Raw genomic sequence first — 18851 nt, forward strand, 5'->3', positions numbered from 1 at the left:
GTAGCCGCAAGGGGCTACTTCACGATGGTCCCTGCAAGCTGCGTAACCTGCCGAGAGCGTCTCCACTGGCCTAGTCGGATATAGGAGGCGCCCATGACCATCCGGAATCTCGAATTCGCCGTCACCCCTCAGTCGTTGGCAATTTTCGGCGCTTCCGAGCGCTTCGGCTCGGTCGGACGCATGGTGATGGAAAATGTTCTGGCCGCTGGTTTCGAGGGAGAGGTCTGGCCGATCAATCCCAAGTACCGTGTAGTCTGCGGCCGGCCTTGCTTCGCCCATGTCAGGGATCTGCCAGTGGTTCCCGACCTTGCGGTGATCGTCACTCCGGCAAGAACCGTTCCCCAGATCATCCGCGAGCTTGGAGAGAAGGGTAATCGCGCCGCTGTGGTAATCAGCGCCGGGCTAACGCGCGAAAACGGGCTAAGGCAGGCGATGCTCGATGCGGCAAAGCCATTTCTGTTGCGAGTGATCGGCCCAAACACGCTGGGCCTGATCGTTCCGCCGGAAAAGCTCAACGCCAGCTTCTCCCACATCACGCCGTCCGTGGGAGGTATAGCGCTTCTGTCCCAATCCGGAGCGATCACTACCACCCTCCTGGATTGGGCGGCTGAAGAGGGGATCGGTTTTTCGCACGTTGTCTCGCTTGGTGACATGGCTGACGTCGATGTGGGCGACTATCTCGATCTGCTGGCGGGCGATGCAAAGACCCGGGCGATCCTTCTTTATCTCGAAAGCATTCCCGAACCGCGCAAATTCATGTCTGCGGCGCGGGCGGCCTCGCGCATCAAGCCGGTGATCGGCATCAAAGCCGGAAGGCATGCAGAGGCGGCAGAAGCTGCTGCCACACATACCGGAGCGCTTGCAGGATCAGACAGGGTTGTGGAGGCGGCTTTCTCGCGTGCAGGCATTCTTCGCGTGCGGGGTCTTGACGAGTTATTCGCTGCCACCGAGACGGTGGCGCGATTTCAGAAGCTTGAGCGTTCCCGCGTCGGCATCGTCACGAACGGCGGGGGGGCAGGCGTGCTGGTGGTCGACCGTTTGATGGATCTAAAGGCCGATCTTGCTTCTTTGTCGGATGAAACCATGCGGCGGCTCGATGAGAGCCTTCCTAAAAACTGGTCTCGTGCCAATCCGGTAGACATTATCGGCGACGCTCCTCCCGAGCGCTATCGCGCGGCAGTGCAAGCGGTAGCGGCCGATGCTGGAACGGATGCCGTTCTCGTCATCAATTGTCCCACAGCGCTTGCTTCGCCAGCCGATGCGGCGCGCGCCATCGCAGCCCTGACCCAGGGTGGCAGGATCAATGGCAAGCCGGTGCTGACATCATGGCTTGGAGAAAAGACAGCCCGCGAGGGCCGTTCAATTCTCCAGAACGCCGGAGTGTCGAGTTACAACACTCCGGCCCTGGCGGCAGCAGCGGTATCCCATCTTAGCCACTGGTCACGCGCGCAGAAAAGCCTGATGCGTGTTCCTTCCAGCCGTGCGGCCGATATCCAGGCGGATATAGCCACTGCACATTCGGTCTTGCGGAAAGCCGCGGCGGAAGGGCGTCGGATACTGACGGAGCCGGAGGCAAAGGTAGTCATAGGCGCTTACCGTATCCCCGTGCCTGAAACGGTCATTGCGCGGAGCCCGGACGAGGTGGCCGACGCTGCCCGGCGCCTGCTTCAGTCCTCAAAAAGACTTGTTGTGAAGCTCCTGTCGAGGACCATCACCCACAAGTCCGACGTGGGGGGCGTCGTTCTTGACTTGCTCAGCCCGGAAGCTGCGAACCAGGCTGCGCGCAACATCGAGGACGCCCTGAAAAGGATGGGCAGGGCGAGAGAGATCGACGGCTATGTCGTGCAGCCGATGATCAAGCTGAAGAACGCACACGAGCTTATTCTCGGCCTTAATCGAGACGAAATCTTTGGCCCCGTGCTTTTATTCGGGGCAGGAGGAACGGCCGTCGAGGTGCTCGATGATACGGCCATTGCCCTGCCACCGCTCGATGACGTTCTGGCCGGCGATCTTATCGATCAGACCCGCATTGGCCGGCTGCTTGCCGGCTATCGCGACCGGCCGCCGGCGGATCGGGCGGGCATCATTGCCGCTCTTTCCGCCGTGTCGCAACTCATCGTCGATTTTCCGTGCATCGTCTCCATGGATATCAACCCGCTGCTGGCCTCAAACGAAGGGGTAATGGCGCTTGATGCACGTATCGAAATCGAGCCGGAAAGGGTGGAACAGATCGGACCAAACCCGGCACTGGCCATCCGCCCCTATCCTGCCGACTGGTCGAAAGATGTGACGCTCGGGGACGATACCTATCATCTGCGTCCCATCGAACCTGCGGATGTGTCGCTCTACCCGCCATTCTTTGAAAAGGTTGCGCCGGAAGACATACGCCTTCGCCTTCTCGCGCCGCGACGCAACTTCCCGCACGAGATGCTTCTGCGCCTGACGCAGCTCGACTATGATAGGGAGATCGCGTTTGTGGCACTACGGAAGGATACCGGGGAACTCGCGGGCATTGTGCGACTCTCGTCGGATCCGGACCGCGAAAGGGCGGAATTCGGAATTCTCGTGCGAACCGATCTTCAGGGAAGGGGGCTAGGCTGGGAGCTTCTGAACCATGCGATCGATTATGGCCGGTCCGAAGGCCTCGCGCACATTGAAGGATACATCCTCGCTGAGAACACCGGAATGCTTAGGATGTCACGGGACTTCGGCTTCCGCCTGACAGCTCATCAGCAGGAGCCGGGCGTTACGATTGCTGTCCTCGATCTGCAAAAAACCTAGCCTCTTTAGGTAAAGATCGCGGCAGCTCCCCGGTCGCTTAGAAGCAGCCAATATGATGATCTCGATAACGCGGCAATGTGTGCTGATCGGTCCTGAGGAGGACGGCAGGCGGTAGCGGCAGGCGCGGTCAGAATAGAGTTCCGCCCCGATCCGGTTCCGGAGGGCCTATCAGCTCTTCAACCTTTCCCAACACGGCCTGCACGTCGAACGGTTTCTCGAAGACCGCCGCGAATATTCTCCGGTTCTCTTCCGAAATGGCCGCCTGCGCTGCGCTGATGAGGATGATGGGAACGTCGTTCCAGTTCCTGTCATCCCGCACCGACAGTGCAAATTCGAGGCCGTTCATGAGCGGCATCATGAAATCGGTGATGACAAGGGCAGGCGACTTGTTCATCTGAGCCAATGCGCTCTTGCCGTTAAAGGCTTGGAGCACATGATAACCGCGCTCTTCAAGTGCATAGACGATCAGTTCTGCGACCAGAAACTCGTCATCGACGACAAGGACGCGTTTCATATTCCAGTTCACCGGGCTTGGTGGGGGGCAGCGTCCTGGGCACTGCCATCGAGAGTGTCTTTAATGGCCGGGTGAAGCGGAGCGAGCTTGAGGCCATCTTTTCCGAATCGAATCTCCTGAACGGCAGTGTCATAGTCGCAGTCGCGCACTTTCATGATCGCCAGCACACGGCGAATCCGCGCGTAATGTTCGGCAAAGCGCAGGAGAATGATGTTTTCAACGATGCTGGATATCTCCGGAGCGGGCGTATCTGCGGAGCCGCCGAAAAGATCGGGCATCTCCCAGCTTGCAACCGTCGTTGTGCCGTTTGCGCGTAACTGGTTCGAAAGCGCGGAAAAAAACTCTACTATCCGGGACTGAGAGACAGCAGCCCGTTTGAAAGCTCCCGCGCCGTCGATGAAAAGACGCCGGGTGCCCTGTTCGCGCACTTGCCGGAGCAGCCTCTCGCCAAGCCGGTCCAAAAGATCCTCGCCAAGAGGATTCCATTCAACCTTCAGCGTTCCCGACTTGATAGGAGGATCGAAGTCGAGGCCAATGGCCGTGGCCTTTTCCTTGAGCCGCTCCGGACCCTCATAGAAGCCGAAGAAAAGCGCTGGCTCGGCGTGGCTCGCCCGCGAGATAAAATTGAGGCCGAGCATTGTCTTGCCGACGCCTGAAGGTCCCATCAAAAGGGTGAAGGAGCCTGATCGGAACCCTCCGCCAAGCGCATTGTCGAGATCCTCCACTCCCGAGGAAAGCATCTCGCTAGCCAATTCGGGTTCCGCCATGCCTTTGTAGGCTGCTTCCAGCCGCGGATAGACAACGATGCCGGAATCAGTGATCTCGAAATTGTGCAGGCCGCGGAGCATGCTGCTGCCGCGCATCTTGCGCACCTCGATGCGGCGGACCGAGCGCGCCCCGACGATCTCGTCTGCAAGGTCGATCACGCCGTCGACCATCGTATGTTCGGGGCTGTCATCACTGAGGCGTGCGCTTGCAAGAAAGAGGCTTGTGCAGCCCCCAAATCCCGCATGACCCTGAAGCTCGGCAACGAAACGCTTAATCTGGTCGCGCGACTGCGCCTGGTAATGGGCGTTAAGCAGTCCATCCAGGACGAACAGGGTGCGTTTCTCCCGTGCTATTTCCCTGCGGATAATATGGACGATCCCATCCAGCCCCTCAGTGACCATTTCGCGATAGGCACTGACGAACTGGATATTTGTGCCGATTTGGGAGCGGTCGAAAAAGGAAAGCGTGGACAGCAGCTTGAAAAGGTGCTCGTGAGCTTCGGAAAGCAGGGTGACGAACAGAACCTTCTCGCCTAAGCCGGCCCGGTGAAAGGCAATCTGATTGGCAAGGATCGTCTTTCCGGCGCCAGGGCGTCCCTGCAGAACGTAGGATCCGCCGGCCACCAGTCCGCCATTCAGAACCGTGTCTAGGCCGGGAATGCTGGTCGTCATTCTCTCCAAGGAAGCCAATAGCTTTTCTCCCCTCCAAGGTGCAGACGCCGCACCTCTAGACGGCCCCCACTTCTGACGAATCGGAAAAACGGACGCGGCAAACCCAACGCTTCCCCCGACGCCACAACACGTCACACGTAGTTATGTTCCAAGGGAAAAGGAATTTCTTTTTAGCCGAACGACCGACGCAAGATGGGGCCCAATGACGGGGCATAACGAGCCGATGTGCCCTGGGTGCTTCCGGACGTCCCCGCGCTACCAGTGCGGTGGCTTGGTTACAGGTGGTGAAGGAGTCGCCTGTTGCTCAAGTGCAAGAAACCGCTCGGTCAAGAGGGCGAGCTTCCTGCGCAACAGATCGATCTCGATCCATTGCTTGGCAAGCTGCCCGGACAACTCCTCGATCATGTGTTCCTGCTCCGCCACTGCCATTTCGAGCTTGTCTAGCCGGTCCTCGGGCATCTCGATCTCCGCTATCCACAAAGCCAGGTGCCCCGACAAGTGCCCGATTCCAGTACCCGCGTCGAGAGCATGGCCGTTGGCAGCAACGAGGCTGCGTGATACTTCTTCAATAAAACTAAAAACAGGGGAACACGGCCCTCCCATGGCGGACGCCGCGATAGAACTCAGAGGCATCGACAAGAGCTTCGGCGCCGTCCATGCCAATCGCAATGTCAGCTTGAAGATCCCTGCGGGGACCATCCACGGCATCGTTGGCGAGAATGGTGCCGGAAAGTCCACGCTCATGTCGATCCTCTACGGCTTCTACCAGGCAGATCGCGGCGAGATTTATATCCACGGCCAGCAAGCGGCCATTCTGACGCCCAACGATGCGATTGGCCGCGGCATCGGCATGGTGCATCAGCATTTCATGCTGGTGCACAATTTCACCGTTCTTGAAAACATTATCCTTGGAGCGGAGGGTGGACCGTTGCTCAATCCCTCCGTTGCAAAGGCGCGCGCGGAGCTTGAACGTCTGGAGCGCGACTACGGGCTGAATGTCGATCCCGAGGCGGTGATCGAGGATCTTCCCGTGGGCCTTCAGCAGCGTGTCGAGATTCTCAAGGCGCTGTTTCGTGGCGCCGAAATTCTGATCCTTGATGAGCCAACGGGAGTGCTGACGCCGGCTGAAGCAGATCATCTCTTCCGTATCCTCCGCTGCCTCCGGCAGGAAGGGAAGACCATCGTGCTCATCACGCACAAGCTGCGCGAGATCATGGCCGTGACCGACAATGTCTCCGTCATGCGCCAGGGCAGCCTGATGGCGACGCGAAGGACAAGCGAGACGACGCCGGAGGAACTGGCGGAACTGATGGTGGGGCGCCGCGTGCTCCTGCGGGTGGAGAAAGGGGAGGCAAAACCTGGCGAGTTGCTCCTTTCGGTCCGAAATCTCTCGGTGCGTGATTCCCGGGGCGTGACGATGGTGGACGACGTCTCCTTCGATGTACGGGCAGGCGAGATCGTCGGCATTGCGGGTGTGGCGGGTAATGGGCAGACGGAGCTTCTGGAAACCATTGCCGGCATCCGCAAGGCGTTGTTCGGCACTGTGACGCTCAATGGCCGGCCCGTGGACTTGACGGGGGAGGCCGATCCGGGGGATCTGCGGAAGCGTGGCATCGCCCATGTCCCCGAAGATCGGCACAATATGGGGCTCGTGCTGGCCTTCGAGGAGAGCGAGAACGCCATACTGGGCTATCATCGGCAGAAGCGTTACCTGAAAGGCCCGTTTCTCGACACAGAGGCTATCCGCCAAGATGCGCTGGAGAAGATCAGAAAATACGATATCCGGCCGCCCGATCCACGGCTTAAAACGGCGAAGTTTTCTGGCGGAATCAGCAAAAGATCGTGCTTTCGCGCGAGTTGGAGCAGGATCCTCAAGTACTCATCGTCGGCCAGCCGACGCGCGGAGTGGATGTTGGCGCCATCGAGTTCATCCACAAGCGTCTGATCGAGATGCGCGACCGCGGAAAGGCGGTGCTTCTCGTTTCCGTGGAACTCGATGAGATACGCTCGCTTTCCGACCGCATCCTTGTCATGTTTGCTGGACGCGTCGTGGGCGAGCGTGGGCCCCAGGTGACGGAAAGCGAGCTGGGCCTGTTGATGGGCGGCGTGGAGGAACAGGAGGCGGCAGTTTAATGAGCGTCCCTTACGCCAAGCTGCCAACTTGGGCCGATTACGGCCTTATCCCGCTTATCAACCTCGTCGTGGCTTTTACGATCGCAGGACTTGTCGTCCTGCTTATTGGGGAAAACCCGCTGCGCGCAGCCGCCATTTTGGTCGAGGGCGCTCTTGGCCGAGGCCAGGCCATTGCCTACACACTGTACTATGCAACAAGTTTCATCTTCACCGGACTATCCGTCGCTGTGGCCTTCCATTGCAGCCTCTTCAACATAGGCGGGGAAGGACAGGCTTATATCGGCGGGCTAGGCGTCGCGCTTGTATGCCTTGCCTTTGATGCGATCTTACCCTGGTGGCTTACCTTTCCGCTGGCTATCGCCGGGGCAAGCCTCTTTGGTGCGGCATGGGCCTTCATTCCCGCCTTTTTGCAAGCCAGGCGCGGCTCGCACGTCGTCATCACGACCATCATGTTCAATTTCATCGCCGCCAGCCTAATGGTCTACCTGCTGGTGAATGTGCTGAAGCCCGCCGCAAGCCAGGCGCCGCAGACGCGCACCTTTCTGGAAGGAGGGCAGTTGCCGAAGCTCAACTTCCTTCTGGAGGCGGTCGGGCTCTCGGTGCGTTCCTCCCCTTTCAACCTGTCCTTCCTGCTGGCGCTCCTTGCCGCTTTTTTGTGTGGGTGCTCATCTGGCGCACACGGCTGGGCTACGAGATCCGGATGCGCGGCCACAGCCCCAAGGCAGCGCACTATGCCGGTGTCAGCGAGATGCGCGTCATCGTCAATGCCATGCTGATTTCCGGAGCGCTTGCGGGAATGATGGCTCTGAACCCGGTAATGGGCGATTTGAACCGGCTGCAGATCGATTTCGTTGCCGGGGCAGGATTCGTCGGCATCGCTGTGGCGCTCATGGGCCGTTCACATCCGGCGGGCATCGTGGCCGCAGCGATCCTCTTCGGCCTGCTCTATCAAGGGGGTGCGGAACTGGCCTTCGAGATGCCGGGTATCTCGCGCGACATGATCGTCATCATCCAGGGACTAGTGATCCTGTTCGCGGGTGCACTGGAGCATATGTTTCGGCCAAGCTTGCAGGCAATCTTCGCCAGTGTCCGCCCACCGCAGGCGGGCGCGGAGGCGAAGCAGGAAAGCACGTGAGATGGAGCTGCTGAACACGCTCGTCTTCCTGTTCGATTCCACGATCAGGCTTTCCGTTCCGCTGCTTCTTGCAGCCTTGGCGGGGCTCTACTCGGAGCGTTCCGGGGTCTTCGACATCGGGCTGGAGGGCAAGATGCTGGCAGGAGCCTTTGCCGCGGGGGCGGCGGCAGCGGTCTATTCCTCAGCCTGGGCAGGAATGGCCGCCGCCATAGCCGTTTCCGTCTTCCTTGCACTGGTGCACGGCTTTGCTTCCATCACCCATCGCGGCAACCAGATCGTCGCGGGGGTGGCCATCAACTTCATCGCGGCCGGCTCCACAATCATTCTCGGCCAGGCCTGGTTTTTACAGGGCGGGCGCACGCCCTCGGTCGGGTCGGATGCGCGCTTCGGCGCCATCCATTTGCCCCTTGCCGATGCGATTGCCGAAATTCCGCTGATCGGACGGCTCTATTCAGACCTTATATCCGGCCATTCGATGATCACCTATGCAGCGTTCCTGATGGTTCCGTTCACCTGGTGGGTGCTCTTTCGCACACGCTTCGGGTTGAGGCTCCGGGCAGTGGGCGAAAATCCAGCAGCAGTGGACACGGCGGGTATCTCGGTTGCCTGGCTACGTTACCGCGCGGTCATCTGCACCGGGATCCTTACAGGAATTGCCGGCACCTATCTGGCACTGGCGCAGAATGCCGGCTTCGTGAAGGACATGACGGCAGGGCGCGGCTTCATTGCGCTGGCCGCACTGATCTTTGCCAAATGGCGGCCAGTGCCGGTCATGTTTGCCTGCCTGCTCTTCGGTTTTCTCGATGCACTGTCGATACGCATTCAGGGTACAGTATTCCCGCTGGTGGGGCAAATTCCGGTGCAGTTCATGCAGGCGTTGCCCTACATCCTCACCGTCGTCCTGCTGGCGGGTTTCGTCGGCAGGGCGATCCCGCCACGCGCCGGCGGTGTGCCTTATATGAAGGAGCGGTAATGAGCGCAGACGAACTTTTTACCGCGGCAAAGGCGGCCATGAGCCATGCCTATGTGCCTTATTCCGGCTTTCCCGTGGGGGCAGCGATCCGCACGCCTGAGGGCGCCGTCCATGCCGGCTGCAATATTGAGAACGCCTCCTATCCCGAAGGCTGGTGCGCAGAGACGACCGCGCTCGGGCACATGATTATGGCAGGCGGAAGCAAAGTGTCGGAAATCGCGGTAGTGGCGGAGAATATGCCTCGGATCATGCCATGCGGCGGCTGTCGCCAGCGGCTTGCCGAATTCGTGACTGCGGATGCAAAGCTTCACCTTTGCGATATGAATGGCGTGCTTGAAACAGTTTCGTTTGTCTCCGTTTTTCCCCGTGGCTTCACGCTGGAGCACGAAAAATGACGCGGGCTGCGGCAATCCTGAGGGAACGGCTGGGCGCACTTGTTCCACGGGTTGCGCTGGTTCTTGGCTCGGGTCTTAGCGGGCTCGTTGAGCACCTGGACAAGCCGGTGCGTGTTCCTTACGCCGAGTTGCCCGGGTTTCCCCGAAGCGGCGTCTCCGGCCATAAGGGCGAGCTGGTCGCAGGCATCTTCGAGGGCGAACCCATCATCATGCTGGCGGGCCGTGCGCATTACTACGAGCATGGGGACGCGGCAGCCATGCGGCCCGCGCTGGAATGCCTCCAGGAAGCTGGCGTGACGACGCTTATCCTCACTAATGCTGCTGGCTCCCTCAAGGCCGAGATGCCGCCAGGCTCTGTGATGCTGATCACAGATCACATCAATTTCTCGGGCACCAATCCCCTGATCGGCGAGCAGACCGACCGCCGCTTTGTCGGCATGAGCGAAGCCTATGACAGGGGACTGCGCGCCGGCCTACAGGAGGCTGCGCGGAAAGCTGGCGAGGTCCTGCATGAGGGTGTCTACATGTGGTTCTCCGGCCCCAGCTTTGAGACGCCAGCGGAGATCCGGGCCGCACGCATGATCGGAGCGGATGCCGTAGGCATGTCCACCGTTCCAGAGGTAATCCTTGCGCGATTCCTGGGCCTTAAAGTCGCTGGCTGCTCGGTCATCACCAATCTTGGTGCGGGGATGGCCGCAGGCGAACTTTCCCATGAGGAAACAAAGGATATGGCCCCGGTGGGCGGAGAGAGGCTGGCGCGGATACTGAGGCAGTTCTTTGCGGAGGGGCTGGAACATGTGTGATGCCGGACATGCGAGGATTTCCAATCCAACGCCTGGTGGAAATTGGTCGCTATGACTCTTCCGCAGGAGATCATCCGCCGCAAGCGGGACGGCAGGCGGCTTTCGCCGGAAGACATTGCCGAGTTCGCCGAGGGCCTTGCCTCCGGAAGCTGGAGCGAGGGGCAGGTCGCATCGCTGGCAATGGCCATATTCCTCAACGGCATGGACCGGACAGAGACGGTGGCGTTGACACTGGCCATGCGAGATTCAGGCAAGGTGCTTGATTGGGCGGCGCTTCCGGGACCCGTCACGGACAAGCACTCGACCGGGGGCGTGGGCGACAATGTCTCGCTGATGTTGGCACCGATCGTAGCTGCGGCCGGTGCTTATGTGCCGATGATCTCCGGCCGGGGACTCGGGCATACCGGCGGCACGCTCGACAAGATGGAGTCTATAGCAGGTTATCGCAGCCAGCCCTCCCAGGAGGATTTTGAACAGGCCCTGCGCACGGCAGGCTGCGCTATCATCGGCCAGACAAGCGATCTCGCGCCTGCCGACCGCCGCCTTTATGCTGTGCGTGACGTGACCGCGACGGTGGAATCGATCCCGCTCATTACAGCCTCGATCCTGTCCAAGAAGCTTGCGGCGGGGCTGCAGTCCCTGGTGCTGGACGTCAAGTCGGGGAACGGCGCCTTCATGGCTACAAGGCGGGATGCCGAGGCACTTGCGAAAAGCCTCGTCGAGGTCGCAGAAGGTGCAGGCCTTTCAGCGAGCGCCCTCATCACAGACATGAACGAGCCGTTGGCCACGGCGGCCGGGAACGCGGTGGAGCTACTTAACGCGGCCGATTTCCTCACTGGCAAGTCACGCGATCAGCGGTTGGAGAAAGTGACGCTGGCTCTTGCGTCGGAGATGCTTGTAAAATCCGGCCTTGCCCAGGATGCGGATCAGGCGTTGGATATAGCGCGGCGTGTACTCGATGGCGGCGAGGCGGCGGAGCGCTTTGGCCGGATGGTGAGGGCGCTTGGAGGACCGGCAGACTTCATTGATAAGGCAAAGAAATACCTGCCGAGCGCGCCCCTACAGGTGCCCGTTTACGCAGCGATGGAAGGTTACGTCGGACGGATAGACACACGCGGGCTCGGGCTCGCCGTGGTTGAGCTCGGCGGCGGGCGGCGCAAGCCGGAGGATGCGGTGGACCACGCCGTTGGACTTACCCGTCTACTGCCGGTCGGAACACAGGTGCGGCGGGGCGAACCGCTCGCTATCGTCCATGCGCGCAGCGAGGGGGACGCAGAAAACGCGGCGGAGAACGTCCGACGGGCTTATGAAATCGTGGAGGGCCGTCCGCAACTACAAGAGCCGGTGCTGAAAAAGATCACGGCCGAAGCCTCCTGAAGCAGCGGTTTCGCATTGGAAGCGGTTTTAACCTGCTGTCAGAGCGCTACTTCGTGCCATACATGCGGTCGCCCGCATCGCCGAGGCCGGGTACTATGTAGCCACGCTCGTCGAGCCGCTCGTCGATGGCGGCGGTAAATATGGGGACGTCGGGATGAGTGTTCCGGAAATGCGCGATTCCCTCCGGCGCCGCCAGAAGACAGAGGAAGCTCAGGCTGGTGGCGCCCCGTTCCTTCAGCTTGTCGACTGCTGCCACAGCCGAGTTTGCCGTTGCAAGCATTGGGTCGACAACGATGACGAGGCGATCCCCCAGATCGCTCGGTGCCTTGAAGAAATATTCGATCGCCTCAAGCGTGTCGGGATCGCGATAAAGCCCGATATGCGCAACACGAGCGGCGGGAACAAGGTCCAGCATTCCGTCTAGCAACCCGTTGCCAGCCCGCAGGACCGAAGCAAAGACCAGCTTCTTGCCCTCCAGTGTCGGCGCTTCCATCGTGGTGAGCGGCGTTTCGATGACGCGCGTGGTAAGTTCCAGATCGCGCGTCACCTCATAGCATAGGAGAAGGGAGATCTCGCGCAGGAGCTGCCGGAAGCCAGCCGTCGAGGTGTTCTTATCGCGCATAATGGTAAGCTTGTGCTGGACAAGCGGGTGATCGACAATGGTTATGCCCTGCATATGCTTCTCCCGCGAAATCTCTCTGCTCGATAGCGCAAGGCAGGCGTGAGGACGCGCCTAATTGGCAAGCTTCTCACCCTGATAAACGCCCCAGACGGATTCTTGCGCAATCCAGCCAGTGTGTCCGGCGAAAGTCATACGGCACCATTCTCCGTTGCACGTATCAACGTCACCGAGTGCGCCGGGTTCGACCTGGGCAACTATGCGCGCGTTTTCGCTTGGCTTGGAAAAAAGGGGAAGGGATGCCTTCTTTCCTTTGAACCAGGGGCCGGCGATGCCGGTGCGGCGCCCGGAAAGCAGCGACTGGTTGATCCAGCCCTCGGCTCCCTCTGCGTCGCGAACCCGGCGCCAATTGTCATACTCCTGGATGATCTCCATCGGCAGGCCCGGCTTCAGATAAAGCCATTCCACCGCATATTGCGTGCCCGGCCCGACGCGCATGTTAACGCGGCCGGATTTGAGGCTGACAAAACGGGGTAAGGGCAGGCCGCTCGGACCCCGTTTCAGGGTATGCCCCCCATTGCTGCCACTTGACTGGGCAAGGGAAACGGAGGGTAAGCTTGTTATGAGGAGTGCCGCGGCGAAGAGCATCATCAGGTGGCGCATTCCAGCGACGCGCCAGCGCACCGCTTGAGAAGAATTTTGCTGCAAACCCATGTTACCTACTCTGAACCAACGGTCTTTCGCTTTGTCTTCGCCGCGCCTGATGCTAGACATCGGTCGCGAAGTGGCAAAGCCGGACGGCTTCTTTTCAATATCGTCCGTTTTGGTTAATGAGGCCTCAACGTTGGGAGGTATCGTATATTCATGACAGGACGAAAGAAGCCTCTCGTCGTCATCACCCGGAAGCTTCCGGATCAGGTCGAAACGCGCATGCGGGAGCTTTTCGACGCGCGGCTCAATGTCGACGACCGGCCGATGAGCCGGGAGGAACTGGCTGATGCCGTCAAGGAAGCTGACGTTGTGGTGCCGACCATAACCGACCGGATCGATGCCGAGCTTATTGCACAGGCGGGCGAGCGGCTGCGGCTCATCGCGAATTATGGTAATGGGGTAGACCATATCGACGTTCCTGCAGCGGCCGCGCGCGGCATTACCGTCACCAATACGCCTAATGTGCTCACCGAAGACACGGCGGACATGACCATGGCGCTGATGCTGGCCGTGCCGCGCCGGCTGACGGAAGGGGCGGCACTGCTGCAAAACGACGGCAAGTGGGTAGGCTGGTCTCCGACATGGATGCTAGGGCGGCGCATCTGGGGAAAACGGCTTGGCATAGTCGGCATGGGCAGGATCGGCACCGCCGTGGCGCGCCGGGCAAAGGCTTTCGGAATTTCCATCCACTACCACAATCGACGCCGCGTAGCGCCGATGATCGAAGACGAACTGGAGGCCACCTATTGGGATAGCCTCGACCAGATGCTGGCCCGTATGGACATCATCTCCATCAACTGTCCCTCTACCCCGGCAACATTCCATCTGCTGTCGGCGCGCCGCCTGGCGCTGATGTTGCCTTCGGCCTATCTGGTCAACACAGCTCGCGGCGATATCGTTGACGAGGACGCCCTCATTACGATGATCGAACAAGGCAAGCTTGCCGGTGCCGGCCTCGACGTTTTCGAGTACGAGCCGTCGATCAACAAGAGGCTCGTCAAGCTGGCAAATCAGGGGAAGGTCGTGATCCTGCCGCATATGGGTTCGGCCACCATCGAGGGCCGCATCGACATGGGCGAAAAGGTGATTATCAATATTCGCACCCTATTCGACGGCCATCGTCCGCCCGACCGGGTGCTGCCGCGCATGAGTTGAGGGAATAGCCGCCAGCGTCTGATGGAGCAGAGCGAGCAGGCTTGCTCTTACGGCATTCCCCGCACCGCAACGACTGCATTCGTACCGCCGAAGGCGAAACTGTTGCTGATGGCGGCCCCGACCGTGCGTCGGTGGGCCCTATTGGGCGTAACGTCCAGGTCACATTCGGAATCCGCCTCGCGAAAGCTGGCGGTGGGTGGGACGATCCCGTTCCGAACGGCTTGGATGCACGCGATCAGTTCTATGGCGCCCGATGCGCCGAGGCAATGGCCGTGCATCGACTTGGTCGACGAGACGGAAAGCTTTTGCGCATGTTGCCCGAAAACGTGCTTCAGCGCCTCGGTTTCCAGACGGTCGTTCGCCTTTGTGCCAGTGCCGTGGGCATTTACATAGTCGATTTCTTCAGGCGCCAGACCTGCCTCGTCAAGACAGGCCCTGATGGCGGCCACTGGTCCTTCTAGCGTCGGTGCGACAATGTCGGAGGCGTCGGCCGACATGCCCACGCCGGCCAACTCCGCCAAAATCGTTGCCCCGCGCGCCTCGGCGTGCTCCAGCGTCTCCAGAACCACGACACCGGCGCCTTCGCCAAGCACGAGCCCCTGCCTGTCGGCTGAAAAAGGCCGGCAGGTATCGGGTGCAAGAACACGCAGCGCTTCCCAGGCCTTCATAATGCCATAGATCAGCGGCGCGTCGGCGCCGCCTGCCAGCATGACATCGGCTCGCCCAAGGCGAAGTTGGTCGACCGCAAGCGCTACCGCATGATTGGATGAAGAGCACGCTGAAGTGGCACCCATGACTGGACCCTTCAACCCATATTCCATGCTGACCTGTCCAGCGGCGGCGCCGGGCATGACGCGCGGCACCGTGAAAATGCCGACGCGGCTCTTTTTCTCCAGAAGAATTGCGCGATAGCTTTCCTCGATGGCGTACCAGCCGCACACACCGACGCCGATGACGGCTCCGGCGCGGTGCGCAGCCTCCCCAGCGATCTGCAGTCCCGAATGCTTCAGAGCTTCGCCTGCGGCAATGACTGCCAGAAGGCTGTTGCGGTCCATGGTAACGAGCCGCTTGGACGCGAGCCCATGCTGGGGCAGAGACTTGATCTCCGCCCCGATCCTCACCTTCACGTCGTGCAACTCAGCGGTGGCAATCGGGCCTATCGCCGATCTCCCGGCGCACATCGCCCGCCAGATAGAATCCACATCCGAGCCCAGCGCACAAATCCCGCCGAGGCCGGTAACGACGACGCGGCTTCCCATATCAACCCTTGATGTCCAAAAGGTTGCGCACAGCTGCGACGATATCCTGCACCGTCTCCAGGTTCTCCCACGCCTGGCTGGTGTTCATCTCGATTTCGATGGCAAATTCCTCTTCAAGATCGAATATGATCTCTGTCAATTCGAGCGAATGGATGCCGAGTTCATCGAGGGGGGTGGACAGTTTGATGCCGGACGCGTCGCCTTCGGCATGTTCCCGGATCTTCGCCAGTATCTTCTCGCCGATGGCGTCCGTCTCTTGTACGTTTTCCACGCCAGACCTCTCGCAGGTTCCTGTCCATCCGGGCAATCGAATGGATTCACATCCCTAAGAAGTCATAAGACTGCAATATGGCATCCGCGGCAACCCTCGGGTTGCTTATTGCGCTTCACCTTTGACGAAGATGGTGACGGTATTGTTGTCCGCAAACTCGACAGCCACGATATCGCGCAGCAGGATCGAACGCGAATCTATAGCGTGATAGAACATGGCGCTTCCCTCGATGGATTCGTGCAGCGTCTGGATTTGATCTTCCTGTTCCATGATCGCTTGTTCGATCACGCCATTCTCTTCTCCCAGATCGGGCAGGTACACGATCTCCAGCGTATCGAGATTGAAAGTCTTGCGGACCAGTTCTGCACTCTCGCGCGTGTTCCTGAGAGCGGCCACGACACGCTCGATTTGCGCTTCCTTCGTCGTCTCTTCCGTCTTTACGTCCGAGCCCACGATCGCGTCGATTGCCTCTTCCCGGTCAAGGCCCTGAGCTAGAAGCGGATGGTGGACGAGCGGCACAAGGAGGAAGAAAAGCGCGGCTGCGGCCACCGAATTCCCTTTCATGACAGGGCGAAAGACGGGGCGGCAGACATGCGTTGCAAACATTAAACTGTTCTCCTGGGTGTGGGTAGAACGGACTGCAATGTCCGAATTCATGGTGGTGTTCCATCGGAGCGCGATACAAGCGACCGCGCTGAATGGTTTTTTGCGCCCCACCATAGCGAATAAACGGAGGTGAGGGACCTTGTTCGATACGCCGCATCACCTGCCATTCCTCCGGCGCGGATGCACGGCAGAACTGCATTAATCGGGAACTCTTCGCGAATGATGCAGGGACGGCCAAACATACTGGGAGCTATCCTGATCGAGCGCAAGGCCAAGCGTCAGAACGCCTTGAAGGTGAGCGTGGTCAAGGAGCGTACAACTCCAGGGACGTTGGCAATTTTCTCGTTGATGAACTTGCCCACATCCACGCCATCTTCGATATAGACCTTCAGCAGGAGGTCGTATTCGCCGCTGGTGGAGTAGAGTTCGGAAGCGACCTCACGCCTGTAGATCTCGTCGGCAACCTCGTAGGTCTTACCAGGCTGGCAGCGCAACTGTATGAAAACGGGTCTCATGGCGGCAATCCAAGGCTTTATCAGACTAGCTCCGAGGGTCGGTTCATAACAGGTTTCTGTCAACTGCGGGAATGGCCCTTGAACGGGTGCGTCGGCTGCGGCTATGGCTGACCGACTATCAAGATAATAGGAACTGACGCATAGTCCCGTAATGGCGGAAGCACGACGAGACAAGTCCGGCTACGAAGAAAGGCTGCGGAGGGCCGGTGTACGCATCACCCGGCAGCGCAGTGTGATACTGCGTATCCTGTCGGAGACGGAGAGCCATCCGGACGCAATGGAGATCTTCAAACGCGCATCGCAGGTCGATCCGAGCATTTCGCTTTCTACGGTCTATCGCACAATGAAGCTGCTGGAGGAGATGGGCGCCATCCACCGGCACGAATTTGAGGGCGGCCGTGCGCGTTTTGAGAAGGCAAGCGGCCATCACGATCATCTCATCGACATCGACACGGGCGATGTGATTGAATTTCATTCCAGCAAGATCGAGGCTTTACAGGAGGAAATCGCCCGGTCGCTAGGCTATGATATCGTTCATCACCGCCTGGAGCTTTATGGCAGGAAGCGCCGCCGGCGCTGATGCGGCGAAACGAATCGCAAGCGGCGCGCGTTGCGCGTCCAAGAAGATGGATGCCTTCCATGAAGAAAGCCGACATTGGACTGATTGGCCTTGGCGTAATGGGTGCCAATCTGGCCCTTAACATCGCCGAGAAGGGATTTCGCGTCGCCGTCTTCAATCGAACGTTGGCGCGGACGCAAGAGTTCGTTGCGGAAGCAGGGCCGCTTGCGAGCAACATTGTGGCGTGTGAGACTCTTGAAGCGCTTGCGGGTGCGATCGAGCGTCCGCGGCCGGTTATCCTGATGGTGCCGGCAGGGCGGGCGGTCGACGAGCAGATTGCGGCGCTGCGCCCGCTCCTCGACAGAGACGACATTATCATCGATGCTGGAAATGCCAATTTCCGCGACACGAGGCGGCGCATGGAGACCCTGATGGGAGACGGTCCCCGCTTTCTCGGAATAGGTGTTTCGGGCGGTGAGGAGGGAGCGCGGCACGGACCCTCGATCATGATCGGGGGAGCGCAGGATGCATACCGAACTGTCGAGCCCATCCTCAACGCCATTGCCGCCCGTTATGGCGACGAGGCGTGCGCGGCGTGGCTCGGCCCCGATGGCGCCGGGCATTTCGTCAAGACCATCCATAATGGCATCGAATATGCCGACATGCAGATGATCGCAGAAGTATATGGCGTTCTGCGCGATGGGCACGGGCTCGCCGCAGGTGACATTGCGCCCATTTTTGCGAAATGGAATGAGGGTCGGCTGAATTCCTACCTGATCGAGATCACGGCCGAGGTGCTGGCGGCTCGCGATACATCCACGGGCAAGCCGCTTGTCGACGTGATCCTCGACAGCGCTGGCCAGAAGGGCACCGGGCGCTGGTCGGCTATTGAGGCGCAGACTCTCGGGATCCCTGCAACGGCCATCGAGGCAGCGGTCGCCGCGCGCAGCCTTTCGGCTATAAAGCACGAGCGTGAGATTGGGGAGGCAAGGTTTGGTGTGCCGGCGCCTGCGGCAGACCCTGTGGACGAGCAAAGGTTGGCAATTCTCGAACAGGCGCTGCTTGCGGGCAAGGTGGTGGCCTATGCTCAGGGCTTCGCCGTCATGGCGGGGGCCTCGCGGGAATTCGGATGGAATCTGCCGCTTGGAACCATCGCGCGCATATGGCGGGCTGGCTGCATCATCCGCTCGCAATTCCTGGGCGAGATTGCGGCGGCATACGACGCCGCACCGGAGACCGAAGACCTGCTGCTGACGCCGGCCTTTGCCGCGCTGATGGAAACTACGCATCCGCATCTCAGGGAGGTCGTGGCGCAGAGCGCCAGGGCAGGAATCGCGGTTCCAGCACTTTCCTCCGCGCTTGCCCATTTCGATACGTTCCGCCGCGCTCGCGGCACCGCCAACCTTATTCAGGCGCAACGCGACTACTTTGGCGCCCATGGGTTCGAGCGGATCGATCGCGCGGGGACGCATCACGGCGAATGGGTCAGGGACGTTTAGGGCTCATTCGACGCTGCCATCTGCACCATTGATGGCTAGCATTCCTGCATGGGCGTGGCGCGCCGCAGCCGTTCCTGCCCAATAGGACGCCAAGCCGCAGGGCTCAG

General features: G+C 60.2%; 17 protein-coding genes and 2 pseudogenes. 10 read left to right on the top strand and 9 right to left on the bottom strand.

What is annotated here, in order from left to right; genetic code table 11:
• Nucleotides 1-93 precede the first annotated feature (93 nt).
• A complete protein-coding gene (locus HUS57_RS16975) occupies nucleotides 94-2781 on the top strand; it encodes a bifunctional acetate--CoA ligase family protein/GNAT family N-acetyltransferase (protein WP_173935043.1) in 2688 nt (895 codons plus the stop codon).
• A gap of 127 nt (nucleotides 2782-2908) precedes the next feature.
• Here the strand turns inward: HUS57_RS16975 and HUS57_RS16980 are convergent, their stop codons facing one another.
• From HUS57_RS16980 to HUS57_RS16990, 3 genes are all read right to left on the bottom strand, one after another.
• Nucleotides 2909-3295: a response regulator gene (locus HUS57_RS16980; RefSeq protein ID WP_173935044.1), complete on the bottom strand. Its 387-nt coding sequence runs from the start codon at nucleotides 3293-3295 to the stop codon at nucleotides 2909-2911.
• 8 nt (nucleotides 3296-3303) lie between these two features.
• On the bottom strand, nucleotides 3304-4734 hold the full coding sequence (locus tag HUS57_RS16985; RefSeq protein ID WP_246727917.1) for an ATPase domain-containing protein: 1431 nt from the start codon (nucleotides 4732-4734) through the stop codon (nucleotides 3304-3306).
• A 255-nt stretch (nucleotides 4735-4989) separates the two neighbouring features.
• Nucleotides 4990-5193 (bottom strand): SlyX family protein, encoded by a 204-nt coding sequence (locus tag HUS57_RS16990; protein WP_173935247.1) that lies wholly within the window; start codon nucleotides 5191-5193, stop codon nucleotides 4990-4992.
• 142 nt (nucleotides 5194-5335) lie between these two features.
• On the opposite strand from HUS57_RS16990, the pseudogene HUS57_RS16995 reads away from it, so the two are divergent.
• The 6 genes and pseudogenes from HUS57_RS16995 (at nucleotide 5336) to deoA (ending at nucleotide 11550) form a co-directional block, all read left to right on the top strand.
• Nucleotides 5336-6867: pseudogene (locus tag HUS57_RS16995) on the top strand (ABC transporter ATP-binding protein).
• A pseudogene (locus HUS57_RS17000) lies at nucleotides 6867-8002 on the top strand (ABC transporter permease). Before HUS57_RS16995 ends, HUS57_RS17000 begins: the two co-directional pseudogenes overlap by 1 nt.
• 1 nt (nucleotide 8003) lies before the next feature.
• Nucleotides 8004-8975: an ABC transporter permease gene (locus HUS57_RS17005; protein WP_173935046.1), complete on the top strand. Its 972-nt coding sequence runs from the start codon at nucleotides 8004-8006 to the stop codon at nucleotides 8973-8975.
• Nucleotides 8975-9370 (top strand): cytidine deaminase, encoded by a 396-nt coding sequence (locus tag HUS57_RS17010; protein ID WP_173935047.1) that lies wholly within the window; start codon nucleotides 8975-8977, stop codon nucleotides 9368-9370. The genes HUS57_RS17005 and HUS57_RS17010 overlap by 1 nt, the downstream gene beginning before the upstream one ends.
• Nucleotides 9367-10173, top strand: a complete 807-nt coding sequence (locus tag HUS57_RS17015) for a purine-nucleoside phosphorylase (protein ID WP_173935048.1) — start codon at nucleotides 9367-9369, stop codon at nucleotides 10171-10173. Before HUS57_RS17010 ends, HUS57_RS17015 begins: the two co-directional genes overlap by 4 nt.
• Nucleotides 10174-10224: 51 nt before the next feature.
• A complete protein-coding gene (gene deoA / locus HUS57_RS17020) occupies nucleotides 10225-11550 on the top strand; it encodes a thymidine phosphorylase (protein ID WP_173935049.1) in 1326 nt (441 codons plus the stop codon).
• A 46-nt stretch (nucleotides 11551-11596) separates the two neighbouring features.
• Here deoA and upp read toward each other — a convergent pair whose 3' ends face one another.
• Both upp and HUS57_RS17030 read right to left on the bottom strand, forming a co-directional pair.
• Complete coding sequence (gene upp / locus HUS57_RS17025; RefSeq protein ID WP_173935050.1) at nucleotides 11597-12226, bottom strand: uracil phosphoribosyltransferase; 630 nt, start codon at nucleotides 12224-12226, stop codon at nucleotides 11597-11599.
• A gap of 57 nt (nucleotides 12227-12283) precedes the next feature.
• Complete coding sequence (locus tag HUS57_RS17030) at nucleotides 12284-12832, bottom strand: SH3 domain-containing protein (protein ID WP_173935248.1); 549 nt, start codon at nucleotides 12830-12832, stop codon at nucleotides 12284-12286.
• Nucleotides 12833-13033: 201 nt separating this feature from the next.
• Between HUS57_RS17030 and HUS57_RS17035 the strand changes: the two genes are divergently transcribed.
• A complete protein-coding gene (locus HUS57_RS17035) occupies nucleotides 13034-14035 on the top strand; it encodes a D-glycerate dehydrogenase (RefSeq protein ID WP_173935051.1) in 1002 nt (333 codons plus the stop codon).
• 47 nt (nucleotides 14036-14082) lie between these two features.
• Here HUS57_RS17035 and HUS57_RS17040 read toward each other — a convergent pair whose 3' ends face one another.
• From HUS57_RS17040 to HUS57_RS17055, 4 genes are all read right to left on the bottom strand, one after another.
• Entirely contained in the window at nucleotides 14083-15294 is a 1212-nt protein-coding gene (locus HUS57_RS17040; RefSeq protein WP_173935052.1) for a beta-ketoacyl-[acyl-carrier-protein] synthase family protein, read from the bottom strand.
• Between the two features lies 1 nt (nucleotide 15295).
• On the bottom strand, nucleotides 15296-15565 hold the full coding sequence (locus HUS57_RS17045; RefSeq protein ID WP_173935053.1) for an acyl carrier protein: 270 nt from the start codon (nucleotides 15563-15565) through the stop codon (nucleotides 15296-15298).
• A gap of 105 nt (nucleotides 15566-15670) precedes the next feature.
• The gene (locus HUS57_RS17050) at nucleotides 15671-16171 is read right to left on the bottom strand and encodes a hypothetical protein (protein ID WP_173935054.1); all 501 of its coding nucleotides are present in this window, start codon (nucleotides 16169-16171) and stop codon (nucleotides 15671-15673) included.
• A 278-nt stretch (nucleotides 16172-16449) separates the two neighbouring features.
• Nucleotides 16450-16686, bottom strand: a complete 237-nt coding sequence (locus tag HUS57_RS17055) for an Lrp/AsnC ligand binding domain-containing protein (RefSeq protein ID WP_173935055.1) — start codon at nucleotides 16684-16686, stop codon at nucleotides 16450-16452.
• A 151-nt stretch (nucleotides 16687-16837) separates the two neighbouring features.
• Here HUS57_RS17055 and HUS57_RS17060 point away from each other — a divergent pair, with 151 nt between their 5' ends.
• Both HUS57_RS17060 and gndA read left to right on the top strand, forming a co-directional pair.
• Nucleotides 16838-17266 carry a Fur family transcriptional regulator gene (locus HUS57_RS17060; protein ID WP_173935056.1) on the top strand — a complete coding sequence of 143 codons (429 nt, stop codon included), beginning with the start codon at nucleotides 16838-16840 and terminating at the stop codon, nucleotides 17264-17266.
• Nucleotides 17267-17325: 59 nt separating this feature from the next.
• On the top strand, nucleotides 17326-18744 hold the full coding sequence (gndA, locus tag HUS57_RS17065; protein ID WP_173935057.1) for an NADP-dependent phosphogluconate dehydrogenase: 1419 nt from the start codon (nucleotides 17326-17328) through the stop codon (nucleotides 18742-18744).
• Nucleotides 18745-18851 lie beyond the last annotated feature (107 nt).

It is taken from the genome of Chelativorans sp. Marseille-P2723, from assembly GCF_902809845.1.
GTDB lineage: Bacteria > Pseudomonadota > Alphaproteobacteria > Rhizobiales > Rhizobiaceae > Chelativorans.

Coding starts and splice junctions, on each gene's coding strand:
- HUS57_RS17015 (WP_173935048.1), top strand. CDS start 9,367: ATGACGCGGGCTGCGGCAATCCTGAGGGAACGGCTGGGCGCACTTGTT.
- HUS57_RS17005 (WP_173935046.1), top strand. CDS start 8,004: ATGGAGCTGCTGAACACGCTCGTCTTCCTGTTCGATTCCACGATCAGG.
- HUS57_RS16975 (WP_173935043.1), top strand. CDS start 94: ATGACCATCCGGAATCTCGAATTCGCCGTCACCCCTCAGTCGTTGGCA.
- gndA (WP_173935057.1), top strand. CDS start 17,326: ATGAAGAAAGCCGACATTGGACTGATTGGCCTTGGCGTAATGGGTGCC.
- deoA (WP_173935049.1), top strand. CDS start 10,225: ATGACTCTTCCGCAGGAGATCATCCGCCGCAAGCGGGACGGCAGGCGG.
- HUS57_RS16980 (WP_173935044.1), bottom strand. CDS start 3,295: ATGAAACGCGTCCTTGTCGTCGATGACGAGTTTCTGGTCGCAGAACTG.
- HUS57_RS16985 (WP_246727917.1), bottom strand. CDS start 4,734: ATGACGACCAGCATTCCCGGCCTAGACACGGTTCTGAATGGCGGACTG.
- HUS57_RS17035 (WP_173935051.1), top strand. CDS start 13,034: ATGACAGGACGAAAGAAGCCTCTCGTCGTCATCACCCGGAAGCTTCCG.
- upp (WP_173935050.1), bottom strand. CDS start 12,226: ATGCAGGGCATAACCATTGTCGATCACCCGCTTGTCCAGCACAAGCTT.
- HUS57_RS17060 (WP_173935056.1), top strand. CDS start 16,838: ATGGCGGAAGCACGACGAGACAAGTCCGGCTACGAAGAAAGGCTGCGG.
- HUS57_RS17010 (WP_173935047.1), top strand. CDS start 8,975: ATGAGCGCAGACGAACTTTTTACCGCGGCAAAGGCGGCCATGAGCCAT.
- HUS57_RS17050 (WP_173935054.1), bottom strand. CDS start 16,171: ATGTTTGCAACGCATGTCTGCCGCCCCGTCTTTCGCCCTGTCATGAAA.
- HUS57_RS17040 (WP_173935052.1), bottom strand. CDS start 15,294: ATGGGAAGCCGCGTCGTCGTTACCGGCCTCGGCGGGATTTGTGCGCTG.
- HUS57_RS17055 (WP_173935055.1), bottom strand. CDS start 16,686: ATGAGACCCGTTTTCATACAGTTGCGCTGCCAGCCTGGTAAGACCTAC.
- HUS57_RS16990 (WP_173935247.1), bottom strand. CDS start 5,193: ATGCCCGAGGACCGGCTAGACAAGCTCGAAATGGCAGTGGCGGAGCAG.
- HUS57_RS17030 (WP_173935248.1), bottom strand. CDS start 12,832: ATGCGCCACCTGATGATGCTCTTCGCCGCGGCACTCCTCATAACAAGC.